Origin of the sequence: Gottfriedia sp. S16(2024), assembly GCF_050473765.1 — a bacterium.
GTDB lineage: Bacteria > Bacillota > Bacilli > Bacillales > Bacillaceae_G > Gottfriedia.
In genome coordinates this window covers 2,982,469-2,997,135 of the sequence record NZ_JBFLUO010000001.1, presented here as the reverse complement: position 1 = coordinate 2,997,135, position 14,667 = coordinate 2,982,469, and the positions used below count along the sequence as shown (strand labels likewise).

13 protein-coding genes and 1 pseudogene are annotated in these 14,667 nt (G+C 32.2%); 5 read left to right on the top strand and 9 right to left on the bottom strand.

Annotated elements, in window-relative coordinates; genetic code table 11:
- Positions 1 to 317: 317 nt before the first annotated feature.
- Positions 318 to 2,015 carry an Rqc2 family fibronectin-binding protein gene (locus tag AB1282_RS14010; protein WP_429899365.1) on the top strand — a complete coding sequence of 566 codons (1,698 nt, stop codon included), beginning with the start codon at positions 318 to 320 and terminating at the stop codon, positions 2,013 to 2,015.
- Positions 2,016 to 2,073: 58 nt separating this feature from the next.
- Here AB1282_RS14010 and AB1282_RS14005 read toward each other — a convergent pair whose 3' ends face one another.
- A complete protein-coding gene (locus tag AB1282_RS14005) occupies positions 2,074 to 2,268 on the bottom strand; it encodes a hypothetical protein (RefSeq protein WP_056470967.1) in 195 nt (64 codons plus the stop codon).
- Positions 2,269 to 2,398: 130 nt separating this feature from the next.
- The gene (murI, locus tag AB1282_RS14000) at positions 2,399 to 3,172 is read right to left on the bottom strand and encodes a glutamate racemase (RefSeq protein ID WP_390310596.1); all 774 of its coding nucleotides are present in this window, start codon (positions 3,170 to 3,172) and stop codon (positions 2,399 to 2,401) included.
- A gap of 408 nt (positions 3,173 to 3,580) precedes the next feature.
- On the opposite strand from murI, the gene AB1282_RS13995 reads away from it, so the two are divergent.
- From AB1282_RS13995 to AB1282_RS13985, 3 genes are all read left to right on the top strand, one after another.
- A complete protein-coding gene (locus AB1282_RS13995; RefSeq protein ID WP_056470974.1) occupies positions 3,581 to 4,060 on the top strand; it encodes a MarR family transcriptional regulator in 480 nt (159 codons plus the stop codon).
- A 155-nt stretch (positions 4,061 to 4,215) separates the two neighbouring features.
- Positions 4,216 to 5,451, top strand: coding sequence for an MFS transporter (locus AB1282_RS13990; RefSeq protein ID WP_429899364.1), 1,236 nt, complete (start codon positions 4,216 to 4,218; stop codon positions 5,449 to 5,451).
- Between the two features lie 194 nt (positions 5,452 to 5,645).
- On the top strand, positions 5,646 to 6,278 hold the full coding sequence (locus AB1282_RS13985) for an NUDIX hydrolase (protein WP_056470980.1): 633 nt from the start codon (positions 5,646 to 5,648) through the stop codon (positions 6,276 to 6,278).
- Between the two features lie 71 nt (positions 6,279 to 6,349).
- On the opposite strand, the gene AB1282_RS13980 is transcribed toward AB1282_RS13985, so the two are convergent.
- The 4 genes from AB1282_RS13980 to AB1282_RS13965 form a co-directional block, all read right to left on the bottom strand.
- Entirely contained in the window at positions 6,350 to 6,907 is a 558-nt protein-coding gene (locus tag AB1282_RS13980) for a DUF4240 domain-containing protein (RefSeq protein ID WP_429899363.1), read from the bottom strand.
- 111 nt (positions 6,908 to 7,018) lie between these two features.
- Positions 7,019 to 7,333, bottom strand: coding sequence for a GNAT family N-acetyltransferase (locus tag AB1282_RS13975; protein ID WP_429899362.1), 315 nt, complete (start codon positions 7,331 to 7,333; stop codon positions 7,019 to 7,021).
- Positions 7,334 to 7,475: 142 nt separating this feature from the next.
- Positions 7,476 to 9,251 carry an ABC transporter ATP-binding protein gene (locus tag AB1282_RS13970; RefSeq protein WP_429899361.1) on the bottom strand — a complete coding sequence of 592 codons (1,776 nt, stop codon included), beginning with the start codon at positions 9,249 to 9,251 and terminating at the stop codon, positions 7,476 to 7,478.
- The gene (locus tag AB1282_RS13965; protein WP_429899360.1) at positions 9,248 to 10,987 is read right to left on the bottom strand and encodes an ABC transporter ATP-binding protein; all 1,740 of its coding nucleotides are present in this window, start codon (positions 10,985 to 10,987) and stop codon (positions 9,248 to 9,250) included. The genes AB1282_RS13970 and AB1282_RS13965 overlap by 4 nt, the downstream gene beginning before the upstream one ends.
- 631 nt (positions 10,988 to 11,618) lie before the next feature.
- Between AB1282_RS13965 and AB1282_RS13960 the strand changes: the two are divergent.
- Positions 11,619 to 11,951 (top strand): annotated as a pseudogene (locus AB1282_RS13960) (IS1595 family transposase); the annotation flags it as partial.
- A gap of 84 nt (positions 11,952 to 12,035) precedes the next feature.
- Here AB1282_RS13960 and AB1282_RS13955 read toward each other — a convergent pair.
- The 3 genes from AB1282_RS13955 to AB1282_RS13945 all read right to left on the bottom strand — a co-directional run bounded on the left by AB1282_RS13955 (position 12,036) and on the right by AB1282_RS13945 (position 14,602).
- Entirely contained in the window at positions 12,036 to 12,374 is a 339-nt protein-coding gene (locus tag AB1282_RS13955; RefSeq protein ID WP_429899359.1) for a hypothetical protein, read from the bottom strand.
- A gap of 237 nt (positions 12,375 to 12,611) precedes the next feature.
- On the bottom strand, positions 12,612 to 13,811 hold the full coding sequence (locus AB1282_RS13950; protein WP_429899358.1) for a hypothetical protein: 1,200 nt from the start codon (positions 13,809 to 13,811) through the stop codon (positions 12,612 to 12,614).
- Positions 13,812 to 13,876: 65 nt separating this feature from the next.
- Positions 13,877 to 14,602: a YiiX/YebB-like N1pC/P60 family cysteine hydrolase gene (locus AB1282_RS13945; RefSeq protein WP_429899357.1), complete on the bottom strand. Its 726-nt coding sequence runs from the start codon at positions 14,600 to 14,602 to the stop codon at positions 13,877 to 13,879.
- Between the last annotated feature and the right edge of the window lie 65 nt (positions 14,603 to 14,667).

Genomic DNA, 14,667 nt, shown 5'->3' with positions numbered 1-14,667 from the left:
TTATTAAGTCACTTAAGTTACTTTGAATCCCCATCATTTTATTGAACTTATAATTGAATTAGAATTGAATACAATTAGAGAAGTGATTGGAACGGAAGGGTGCTCGACTCCTATGGGAAATGCGGAAAGCCTGAGACCCCGCAGGAACGAGGAGGCTCAGGTTCCGCCCCATGGAAAGCGAGCATCCTGCAGTGGAAATCAACGTCCTTATTCTAATTGATATTTGGACAAATTTAATAACCTCATCATTTTATTTATAATGATTAAAAATTATAATAATAAAAAAATAGTGTTTTAAAGAGTAGGACGTGATACATATGTCTTTTGACGGACTTTTTACAGGAGCTATGACAAACGAAGTAGCTCTACTAACAACTGGAAGAATATCAAAAATTGTACAACCAAGTAACTATGAAGTACTACTTACCGTGAGAGCAAATGGTGCCAATTACAAACTATTATTAAGTGCTCACCCTAGTTACGCAAGATTCCATTTTACAAATCAAAACTACGATACCCCATCAGAACCATCAATGTTTACAATGCTTTTAAGAAAACATTTAAACGGTGGGTTCATTGAAAGCATTACACAATTAGAACACGAGCGAATCGTTAACATTAAAGTTCGTAGTAGAAATGAAATCGGTGATGAACAATACCGAACATTGATCATTGAATTAATGGGTAGACATAGTAATATCATTTTAATTGATGAAGAAAGACAAATAATCTTAGACAGTATTAAGCATGTACCGATGGCAGTGAATCGTCATCGAATTGTACAACCCGGTGCAACTTATATTTCTCCTCCAAATCAAGAAAAACATGATCCATTTCAAGTTATTTCTGTAGAGGAGTTTAATCAAATTATAAACCAAGGTGAGGTGTCACCATCCGAAGCAATTGTTCAGCAGTTCTCCGGAATCTCTCCATTACTCGCAAATGAAATTGTCTATAATGGAAAAGAAGATGTATATAATTCGTTTAAAACAATCATGAATGAAATACAATTAAAAAAGTTTACTCCTTCACTTTTCCGCTTAGAGTCGAGAGAAATGTTTTATTTCATAAACTTATCTCACTTACAAGCCGAACAAACTGTTTTCGCTAGCTTAAGTGAACTTTTAGATGTTTATTACTTTGGTAAAGCAGAACGTGACCGTGTAAAACAACAAAGCGGAGATTTAGAAAAACTGTTACAAAATGAACTTACAAAAAACAAGAAAAAAATTAAAAAATTACACAAAAGTCTTGAAGATACTGATAAAGCAGATAAAATTCAGTTACAAGGCGAATTGCTTACTGCAAATATGTTTGCACTACAAAAAGGTATGAAAGAAATTGAAGTAATTAATTACTATGACGAAAATGGTGCCACAATGGTCATACCGTTATCACCATTAAAAACACCTTCTGAAAATGCACAAGCTTATTTCACAAAATATACTAAGCTTAAAAATTCGGTAGCACATATTAAAGAACAAATTAAATTAACGATAGAAGAAAATGATTATTTAGAGACAGTTATTCAACAAATCGAGTCTGCTTCCCCACGTGATTTAGAAGAAATTAGAGAAGAACTAGCGGAAACGGGTTATATAAGAAAGAAAAAATCGAAAAAAGCCCAAAAGTCAAACAAACAAAAAGTTACATTAGATGAATACATCTCTACTACTGGTGAACAATTATTAGTCGGTAAAAATAATAAACAAAATGATTATCTAACCAATAAACTTGCGAGCAGGGACGAGCTTTGGTTTCATACAAAAGATATCCCGGGCTCCCATGTTGTCATTCGTGCTAAGGATCCTAGTGAAAATGCAATTAAAGAAGCAGCTATTATCGCTGCATATTTTAGTAAAGCACGTCAATCAAGCTCGGTCCCAGTCGATTACACAGAAATTCGCCATGTTAAAAAACCAAATGGTTCCAAACCAGGTTTTGTCATTTACGAACAAAACAATACGGTGTATGTAACACCTGATGAAGAACTTGTTTTAAAATTGAAGAAATAAAAAAATGGTGCCTATAGAAATGGCACCATTTTTTTCATGTCCTACTGTGCATACCTATTTACTTTTTCATTTCAACTTTTTCATTTTTACTACTTACTATTGATCCTAAAAATAATACAAGTCCTACGCAAAATCCAAAAATTAAATTCAAGAAAATCTCATCTTCTCTTATATATTTAATGATTAAATAAGCAGCAAAAAATAGCATCGTAATGACTCCGAAATACTTTAATACATCCCTTACTTTTACCATCTAAATACAATCTCCCCTCTCTTATAGATAAAAGTTTTCAAAAAGATTGTCCTTAACAACTATTCGATAATAAACAATATTAGTCCTGTATTTAAAAATAAAAAGAGATAAGCTAAATCTAGCTTATCTCTTATCTTTCATTTTGTAAGTAGCTTAACGCCTGTTTTGTCTTCTCAATATATTCTATGTCATTATTCGAACACATAAATTTGACATTTGTCTGACCAGTTTCATTTAATTGGCCATTTTCTCCAAGTAACTGGAATAATCTTTTTACAGTACCATTACTTCCATCAACAATTTGAACATCTTCAGGTAAAATCTTTTTTAAGATGTTTTTATAAAAAGGATAATGAGTACAACCCAAAACAATTGTTCCATATTGCTCAATATTAAATAATGAAAGTTTACTTTTAAAATAATCAATCATAAAGTTTTCATCAAAATTTAATTCCTCACAATAATGAACAAGCTCTGGTAAAGGCAATGAGTCTACAATACTTAGATCGTCCACCCTAGATATAAGCTCATTATACTTTGTTTGCTTTAAGGTTAGTGGCGTCGCAAAAACTAATACTCTCTTACCAGTTGTTCTGTTCATTTCAACAGCTGGTTTTACAGCCGGTTCCATACCGATAATCGGAAAATCATACATTTCTCTCAATTCATTTACTGCAATACTAGTCGCCGTATTACATGCAATTACTAATGCTTTTACATCTTCTTTAATAATCATTTCAACAGACTTTTTTACAAATGCACTTACTTCTTCCTTCGACTTTGTGCCATAAGGAACGTGAAGAGTATCAGCAAAATATAAAAAATCTTCATTTGGTAATTTTTTCAGTGCCTCATTTAAGACAGTTAACCCACCAATTCCTGAGTCAAAAAAAGCTATTCTCATTTCAATTCACCTAATAATTTTAATTTAATGAAGTCATTTGTGAAAGTGTCAACAAATCATAACATTACTCAATAGAGACAAACTTTTACAAATATATAATACTAAATTAACCTAATTACGGATGAATGTAAACTTTTCAGAAAATAGTTAACTCATGAAGGAAAAATTCTCAATTCATGTCAAGCTTGCTATACCTATATTTCTCACTATTCCCTAAACATTCAAAATGATTATTTTAGATGAAAAACTCGTTACGTGTATATTTACTACTTGTGGAACAACTTTATTCACTTATATACTTCTAGCCCTCCTTTCACCTATTCTTAAAATAATGATTTTAATATTGTTGAAACAGAAACAATATTTTATATAATATTGTTAATGAACCAACGGGTTGGAGGATTGACTATGAACAAAGAAGAACAGCTTATAATGGGTTTTAGGGACGTATTTAACAAGATGGTTTGGCTTAATAAGTTTAAGATGGAAGAGGCTCTTAAAGGGTATCAATCTTCTGAAGTACATTGTATCGAATACATTGGGAAAAATGTAGATTCCAACGTGACCAAACTTGCTGATTCCTTATATATGACAAGAGGTGCCATTACTAAAATAACAAAGAAGCTTATAAATAAGGGACTGATTGAAAGCTACCAGAAACCAGATAATAAGAAAGAAATCTATTTTAGGCTTACTGAGCAAGGAAAAGTAATAGACAATATCCATGAAGAACTACATAAAAAATTTCGAGAGCGAGATCAAGCTGTATTTGATCAAATAACCGAAGAACAATTCGACAGTATGCTTAACTTCGTGAACAATTATTGTAATCATTTAGATGCAGAAATAAAGACACAAGGAATCGATATCGATCGTAAACCGGAATAAATTTAAATAGTAAAGATGATCCCTAAGCAGCCCAACTCTATGAGAGAATAGGCTGTTTTTTATTTTAATATTATTGTTGACAAGGAAACAATATCTTCGTACGATAAATATGTTTCCCAGGAATCAAAATTATCGTTATTGAGAGGAGAATATAATTGTTCAAATTTAGATCACTCAAAGAACAGAAACTGGAACAAACCATAGATAAAAAAGCTTTACTTTTCGGTCTAATGTCTGTCTTTCTTTGCGGAATAGGCTTTAGTATCATCACACCGGTCATACCATACTTAGTACAGCCTTATATCAGCAATCCAGTAGATCAAGCCATAGTTGTTACGTTGTTGACTTCTGTTTATGCCTTATGCGTGTTTTTTGCAGCTCCCGGACTAGGAGCATTAAGCGACAGATTTGGTCGTCGTCCAATACTTTTAATATCCCTTTTAGGTTCCGCTATCGGCTACTTAGTTTTTGGCATCGGAGGAGCTCTTTGGGTCCTTTTTGCTGGACGTATAATAGAAGGGATAACTGGCGGGAGCATAAGCACAATCTTCGCATATTTTGCAGACATCACACCAAGTGAAAAGCGAACCAAATACTTCGGGTGGGTAAGTGCCGTTGCAGGTGTAGGAGCCGCAATTGGACCTACTATTGGTGGATTACTTGCCAAGTTTGGCTATTCAGTACCAATGTATTTTGGAGCAATCATAACTTTACTAAATTTTGTTTTTGGAATCTTATATATGCCCGAGAGCCTTGATATAAATAATAGACTAAAAAAGATTACCTTTGTAAGACTGAATCCATTCAGCCAGCTTGTAAACATACTTTCCATAAAAAACTTAAAATGGCTACTCATCTCAGCGTTCCTACTTTGGATACCGAACGGATCAATACAGGCAGTTTTTTCACAATTTACAATCGATACATTCAATTGGGAGCCTGTACTTATTGGACTAATGTTCTCAATTATGGGTGTCCAAGACATCATTTCACAAGGTTTCATCATGCCAAAGCTGTTAATTAAATTTAGTGATTCACAAATAGCAACTCTTGGAATGGTTTCAGAAATTATAGGCTACAGTCTTATTGCTGCATCGGCTTTATTTTCATACTATCCTCTTCTTATTGTTGGAATGTTTATATTTGGGTTTGGTGATTCAATCTTTGGGCCTTCATTCAATGGAATGGTCTCCAAGACTGCTGATCCTAGTGAACAAGGCAGAATCCAAGGAGGTAGCCAATCTATTCAGGCTTTAGCAAGAATAATTGGGCCGATTATAGGAGGTCAAATCTATGTAACACTCGGTCATGCTGCACCCGCTTTTATGGGTATACTCCTTATAGCAGTAGCAGCATCAGTATTGAATAAGGGTAGGTTTAAAAATAGATAAAGAGTAAACATTCCTAAACATCACCTATAGGATACGGCGGACTAAGTAAGATACCGCCGTTATTTATCTCTCTATTTCTAATGAGGTGGAATTGAAAGAATTATCTTGATTAATCAAAATATTCTTCAATCCGACAAAATTTATTTTATAATGTAGTACATGGTTCATAGATTAAATACAAGGTGGTTAGTTAAATGAAAGAAGAATTACTTAAAATTTTTGATGAATCTGGTAATCATATAGGCGAAGCCTCTCGAAGTGAAGTACATAAAAAAGGATTATGGCACGAAACATTTCATTGCTGGTTACTTAGTATAGTAGAAGACCAAGCTTCAATTTATTTTCAAATCCGTAGTCATCAAAAAAAGGATTATCCGAATTTATTTGATATTACCGCTGCTGGTCATTTATTATCTACTGAAACAGTTCAAGATGGATTAAGAGAAGTTAAAGAAGAACTTGGAATAGAAGTAAAAATGGAAGATGTAATCCCTCTGGGCATCATTAAAAATTCGATCATTTTAGAAACGATTAATGATCATGAATTGAGTCATGTTTTTTTACTAAAAAGCAATAAACCTTTTACTGATTTCAACCTACAAAAAGAAGAAGTTTCAGGGATCGTGAAAGCTGATTTTAACCAATTTTATCAATTCGCACATGGATTAAGAGATACAGTTGAAGTTGATGGTTTTCAAATTACTGAAACAGAGGAAAAAATTCAAATTCAAAAATCTGTAGATAAAAATCAGTTTGTTTCACATGAAAGTAATTATCTTTTAGATGTTGTTGAATTAATAAAAAAACATATACATAGTGAATTCTAATTTTAAGAGCCCTTAATTTTTAAAGGGCTCTTAGTTATATCTATAATTTCCCTAAAAGAAAACAATAATTTTTATCCTAATGGATTTTCACCAAATCTTGCCCATAATTTTGGAAACATCGCTTCTAAACCATCAGAATCTTCTTCATCCCAATCAAATTCCATCTCGCTTGCAGGCATCAGACCTTTTTGTTCCAGTTTTTCTAACAACTCATCATAACTTTCATCGTCCCACTCAATATCACCTGTTTTTACTAACGTATATGCATCTTGTCCTACATTTAATAATTCTTCATTTTGAGGATAGCCTTCTTCATCAAGATTTTCATCATTTATGTAATTTGCCAAAAACTCATGATTTTCCATTACTTTGTGATAAATTTCTTCACCTTGTCCAATTAGCCAACCTCTAAAATAATCAAATGTATCATCTGAACATCCACCCATTAATATATACGCAGCTGCCCATAATCTTGATTGATAACTCTCATTCATTAAACCTTGAAAATGCAATTCGAAATCCACAATTTCATTTAAGTCTTTTTTACTTAAAGCCTCAATTAACCATTCAGCTTGATCTTCTTTATTATTAGACTCTTCAACTAAACTCCAAAACTCTTTTCTATTCACGGATGACTCCCCCTACTTCAAGTTAACAAAACAATTTTAATTTTATCATACATGTTCCTTGTTTATTTTATATATAGAATAAAAAACCCTAAATCATTAGGGTTTTTAAGTTTATTCAATATCTTTACTAAAAGAATAAGAAAGCTTCTTATACTCCATTTTATGTTCATAAAAACGATGCGCATTAATTCTTTGGACACCGGATTGTAGCGTTACTAATTGACAACCATTTCTTTTTCCAAAATCAGAAATAAAATCTAGTAATTTCTTTCCGTATCCATTTGAGCGTTTACTTTCATTTGTCACTAAATCGTAAACAAATACATGTCTACCGTTATAGAAATTTGTTAAAATACTAATATCTGCGACTGCAACCGTCACTCCTTGATCTTCTAACCCAAATAATTGATAGCCTTGTTGTTTCATTTCTTCGTACAAAGTAAAAAATGATTCTTAATTTAAGTGAGTACGAAGTTGTTTTAATACGCCAAAGCCTTTTCTTAACTCTTCTTTTGTTTCGTAAAGTTTTATTGAAATATTAGTCATTCTAACACTCCTTTTTATTTTTTTACGATACACTAATGACATTTTCACCAGTTTCAGCTTCTCTTTTAAATAATCTTGAATATACGCCATCTTTTTCTAATAAAGAATGATGTGTACCTTCTTCGACTACTTTCCCATTTTCTAGTACAACAATTCTGTCCGCTGTTAATACGGTAGATAGTCGATGTGAAATTACGATGACAGATTGTTTTGATTTTCGCTGTTGAATTGCTTCATTTATTTGTAACTCTGTAATCGGATCTAAAGCCGAACTTGCTTCATCTAGAATAAGTATAGGAGAGTTTTTAACTAAAGCTCTTGCTAACGATAATCTTTGTTTTTGACCACCAGATAATAGTGCCCCTCGTTCACCAATTGATGATTCTAGCCCTTCTGGTAACGAATTTAGATAGTCTGATAATCCACTATCTTTTAGTGCCTGAATCATTTCATCATTTGTCACCATTTCATTTCCTATACGAATATTATCAGCTAAACTACCATTTCTTAACTGTACATCTTGCGAAACGAACGAGATCGCATCCCTGATCCACTTTGCATTTGCTTTTTCAATTGGTAAACCATCTACTTCTATTGTTCCATTATTTAATGGATAAAAACCTAATAATAAATCTACAATTGTTGATTTTCCAGCACCACTCGGTCCTACTACAGCCACTGCTTCCCCTGGTTTCACATGAAATGACAATCCATTTAACACGAATTCTTCCTTCGTTGGATAGGCAAATTTAACATCTTTAAATTCAATTAACCCATTAACAGAATTTAATTTTTCACCTTCTTGTACTTCAAATTCTGAAACTTCTTCAGCTAATAATTTTTCAGAACGATCTAATGCAGGACCAGTTCTACGTACTGATAACCAGTTTCTTAGCATTCTTTGAATTTCATTAGCCGCAATGGTCACAAGTCCACCTGCCGTATACATTTGTCCCGTTGTGATTTGATCATTTGAAATCAGTATAACACTTATAATATAGACAGCAGCTAAAGCAAATCCATTATAGCTACCGATTACGACAATTGATTGCATTCTTGCTTTTAATTCGATAATTGATTCTTTAATAAATGATTTACGAATATCTGCAACACTTTGAATTTCATAATCCGTTGCACCAAGAATTCTCGAAAGTTGGATCCCCGTTACTGATTCTCGTAATCTTTCTAAATAACGTGACGCTTCCATTCTAGCTTTAGCCGAAGCAATTCTAGTACGAGCTCCGACTTTATTGGACGTCCAATAAAATAAAACACCTAAAACAACACTAGTAATCATTAAATAAGGATTAATCCAAAGTAAAACAATACTATATATAAATACTCCTTGAACAGAAGCCATAAAAGTAGAGCCTTCCCAAGCTAAAAAGTTATGAAGTGTATCTGGGTCATCAGAAACTCGAGCTAATAATTCACCAGATTTAGATTGATGAAAATATGAATAAGGTAAAATTTGCAAGTGCTTAAATAAGCGTAGTTTTTGCCAGTTTGTAACAGATTTAGCAATATGATGGCAAAAATACTCATCAATGACCATTAAAATTAAATCAAGAATTGCAGCAATTAAAAGCAACCACATTAATCCCCATAATAGTGCATTATCATGGTTTGGAATTATATGATCAATTAACCAACCCGTTCCTAGAGTAGGTATTAATGCTGCACAAACTTGACTTAAAGCAATTACGAATGAATCTGCAAATACCCATTTTTTATGAGGCTTGAGAAAGTTTATAACTCTTTTTCCATCACCTATTTTTTTTGTATTTTTCTGCATCATACAGCATTCTCCTTTTCTAGTTCACTGTATTGTGCCATATATAATTGATAGTACTGACCTTTTAATGATAATAATTCTTCATGTGTTCCTTGTTCAGCAATACGCCCTTTATCTAATAATAAAATACAATCAGCATCCTTTACTGTTACAAGTCGATGTGCGATCGTAATTGTTGTACGACCTGGAATTAACTTTTCAAGCGATGATTGTACCTTTTCCTCTGTTTCTCCATCTAATGATGATGTAGCCTCATCGAAAATTAACACTGGAGGATGACGTAAAATTGCTCTTGCAAGAGCTACTCGTTGTCTTTGACCACCAGATAATTTTAGCCCTCTTTCACCAACAATCGTTTCAAAACCCTCTTGTAGTGACTCAACTAAATCAGATAAGTCCGCTGCTTCAACAGCAAGTTTAAGTTCTTCATCTGTTGCATTCGGTTTAGCATAAAGTAAATTTTGCTTTAATGTACTATTTAAAAGGAAAGTCTCCTGAGAAACGACTCCAATATTTTGGCGTAATGATTGATAATCATGTGAAGATAAATCTTTACGATCAACAAAAATTGAACCTGAAGAAGGCTGGTATAATCCGAGTAATAACTGAATTAAAGTACTTTTTCCTCCACCGCTGGAACCAACAATCCCAATATGTTGACCAGCTTTCATTGAGAACGAAACATCTTTTAATACTTCTTCAGTTGAATTTGGATACGTAAAACGAACATTTTTAACGTATAGATCACCTTTCACTTCTCCAAATTTCGGTAAATCATCAGGCTGTTCTGCAGGCAAATCAAAATACTCATAAATTCTTTGAAGTGCTGGAATTGCTTGTTGAATTGTTAACGCATTTTCAGCTAAAGAGCGTACTGGCATAAACATTGTTGGGATAAATCCTAAAACGGCGATTAAAGTACCAATTGTAATTTCATGCTGCCAAATCGAATATCCACCAATCAACATAATGACCCCAGGTGCACCATTATTAATCACATTTCCTAAACGCCAATTAACCTTCCCAATTAAAGCCAAGCGAATAGCAAATCTTTTCCAAACAGACAATTTATCTTCTAATTTTTTATTTTCTATATCCTGCGTTTGAAAAGTTCGCACTAAACGAACTGACTCAATACTTTCTTGAGTATGATTATACAAATCAGCACTCATATCACGAGCTATAGCTCCCATTTTTCTTACTTTTTTACCAATCATAAAAGAAGGAACTAAATAAATTGCAAATACAACTAGCATGACGACTGCAGCAGGCCAATACAACGGAAACACCGCTATAAATGCTGCAATAGCTGCAATTACTTGTTGAATAAAACGTGGTACAACTGTATTATTCAAGTTTTGAACAGATTCTACATCATGCGTTAACCTATATAACATATCTCCCCGAGGTGTTGTTGAAAAAAACGTCATTGGTGCTTTTTGAAGCTTTGTAAATGCACGTAATTGCATATCTGTAATTACATCTAGACCAATTTTTACTTGAATAAATTCTTGTAATGATTCAAAACCGACCTTAAATAAGAATGAGAGCATAATCCCTAAAATTAAATAAAAAATAATTTTTGAATCAGGACCACCAACAATCTCATCGACCAATTTACCAGTCAAAATCGGCGGAATAATCGCAAATGCACCAGCAATTAATGAACATACAAAAGCAACTAGAAATACTTTCCAATACGGTTTAAAATGATTAATTGTTTCGATTAAAATTTTCATCTATTGCCATCCCCCTAACCTGTAACATTTTACAATATTTTCGAACTATTTTCACTATTAAAATTTTTACCAGGATTAAAGTAATGCATGTGTAAAAGAATCGTTGAGTTATTTTTATGTGGTTTAAAATGATTCTCCCAGTACCTCTTCCCTATCCTAAAATTCTTCGTTATTCCTTTTCTCTGGTCTCAAATACATTCTAATCTTTCAATTAATCTATTTCTTCATAAAATAGTTTGAACATTCGTACACTATTAGTCTTTAGAGACATAAAAAAAATCTACAACCTAAGTCGTAGATTTTAAGTTTTTTTATTTGATTGAAAATATATACAAAGTAGACCTATGAAATAATATTTCCTTTTTCTATTTCAATATTTTAAAATCGAACGAATGAACTGATTTCCCTTTTATTGATGACAAAATTTCCTCTACACCTTTCATTTGAACTACCTTTGTTTTTTTGCCAGTTATTAGAGAATATTGCTCAATATAATATTTAACTTTCTTTTTTGAATCATAACTTACCACAAACATTGAATCATTTTTGAAATATGTTTGCTCTCCATAGCGATAAGGACCTTTTCGTGGATTTTCAATTGTAAATTTCTTTTTGACTCTATTACTAGTTGTCTTTGTTATGCACTGATACGGCAACGAATTATAAAAAGTTCGCTAAGATAAAATGATTACAACACGAAACAGTCATTGAGCGACAAATACAGCGTGTAAAGAAGGGAATTTATCACATTCAACACGTTAACAACTTTCATAATCGCTTGAAAAAGTGGATAGAGCGTTTTATAGGAGTTGCGACAAAATATTTGGATAACTACCTATTCGGGTTCCGCTGGCTTGATTTGGGGAACAATATGGCATTTGAAAATCGAGTCGAACAAATGCTTATTTCAGCGTGTCAAAAATCCAATTATACTACCGTCAACATTTTAAAAGGTTTTTCATAAAGGAAAAAGTCCTCAATTGACGACTTATAATGGGTTATATTTGAAATACCAAAAAGTAAAATTCTTTTTTGTCATATCAACTTTTTAGACTGACTTATATTTAATTTTCCTGAATAAATAGAATGATAACATTCCTAATAATAGATATATGATTACTGGAGTAACTATATTTCCTATATTATACCATATTGAAATAGGTAGAATAACTGCAACAGTTGATAGCGAGAAGCCAACTATCATACTTCCTTTTGAATTTGAATAAATAATACCCTGAATAATGAATATTATTGGGAAGAGTAAATATATTCCTAAAATAATATATTTACTTTCAGGAAACATGGAATCTATCCATATAAATGCAAATAAAACTATACTTGGTAATATTGTTGCAAGGAAATTCTTCATAAACATTCCTCCATTCATTTGAAATTACCCCTTAGTGTTTTATACACAAAAAAGGGTAAATTTATAAAAATATACATTAAAAAAACAACAAATTTTACGAAAAGAGCCTTTACAATAAATGGCGAAACTCTTATTTTATTAACAATTAAATAACAACTGCAAATAACAAGTAAGCAAGTTAAACATAGTATGATAGTTTTATATTTTCTTTTCATTTTTTCTCCTAGACTATACTAAAGGGCAATTATTATTTATTTATTTCAATATTTTAAAATCATAAGAATGAACAGATTTCCCTTTTATTGACGACAAAATTTCATCTACTCCCTTCATTTGAACTACATTTGTTTTTTTGCCAGTTATTAGAGAATATTGCTCAATATAATATTTAACTTTCTTTTTTGAATCATACCTTACAACAAACATTGAATCATTTTTGAAATATGTTTTTTCTCCATAGCGATACGGACCTTTTCGTGGATTTTCAATTGTAAACTTCTTTTTGACTAGATTACTAGTAGTGTCCATTGTGTAAACTTCACCTAATCCATTTGAGAAGAAAAGCTCCTTACCATAAATATAGATCGAATGATCAGTACTGTAAGGAATTGTTGCGGTCAATTGATTGATGGTTTTATTTTTATAGGTAACAAGTGTGATCATATCTTGCTTCAATGTTTTCTTATTTATTCGCACTAGTACTTCATTCGCATCCTTCAAATTACCTTGTTTCCTTTCCTCAAGTACCATGTAGTAATAATTTTCATCACTAATAATCTGTGAGCTAGGGCCGTAGCTATCATATCCATTTCGGTTTTTAAGCTGAATTAAATCTGTTATCTTTAATTTGTTGACGTCGAAACTAACTTTACGTAAATAACAAGTCTCATTATCTTCTGTTAAAATAAGTATTTCATTTTTATCTACACCCGATGTATTAATATAATGGGGGATATTTCCTTTTTTAAATCCTTGTTCATTTCCAAATAATACATTTGAAGCATAACCATTTTTTACAAAACCTGAATTAAAAATAGTAAAATAAAGATTTGAACTTTTTAAATATCCTGTTATTTCCCCTGTATGTTGATACTTCATTTTAACTTCTTTATATTTATTACCGATTAAACGTAGTGTTTCCTTATCCTCTACTAAAAGGCCAGATTCTCCTAACCCAACACTACCAAGTTCTAATCCTTTCATTTTATATCCTCTAGCTACACCGTTATCATCAACAAAGATCACGATACTAATCCCTCTATCATCCATATCTTGGTCCGCTGTAGAGGAATAATATAAGACGGCTTGTTTATCATCTAAAAAGTTATTCTTTCGAATGGTCTCCTCTTTTACAATAAATGGAGAAACTCTAATCTTATTAGCAACAACATAACAACTGTAAATAACAAGGAAACAAGCTAAAAATAGTATGATATATTTATACTTTCTTTTCATTTTTTTCTCCTAGGCTATAATAAAAGGCAATAAGTCAAACTCTTCAACTTATCGCCTTATAAAATTTATATTTTACGGACTAGCGTTGTATCTTTTGCATCACGAACATCCCTCGGATATACACCTGATCCTTTGTCTTTATCTAAATCTAAGTCCGCTTTTAACTTATATGCAGACCAGACTAACTTTGCACAATTTTTATCACCATAATGGTCTGTTTTACGGTTAGTTGCAAAATTGTAAGAGTAGTCATCTTTACCTACTCGACTGTATGCCCAATCGGCAGCTGCATTACGTTTAGCAGTTGTGGTGTTAACGGATTTGACTTGTGCATTTCCTTTGTCTACCTTTCTATCTAGGTAATTTAATGTACGAACTCCCACTTTTGGAACAGATTCGACTACTTTTTCAGCACTATAATACATTCCTACATGTCCATGATTTAAATAAGCAGTTTGTGAAGCCGTATAGTAAATCTGGCCTTTTACTCCTGTACCAACATTAACAGTACCACCACTGCCTCCTCTAGCTTGCAATTTTTTTTCTGACAATCCCTGAGCTTCGTCTTGTTTAAGCTCATTAAAAAGTTGTTTTAATATAGCTTCTTGCGTATCACCAGTGTTTTTAGAAATGGATTCTACGTCCTTTAACAATTCTTTTTCTGTAACATCGGGTTGTAATACTAAAATTTCTTTTACATAAGGTAAATCGTTTGAACTAGCATAGCTAGTAGGTGTGATAGAAAGGACTAAACTAGCTGATAAGACACTTACTCCGATTAATTTTTTCATTTAAACATCTCCTTTTACAAATAATTTTCTATATTTGAAATAGAGAGTGATATGAAGTTTATTAT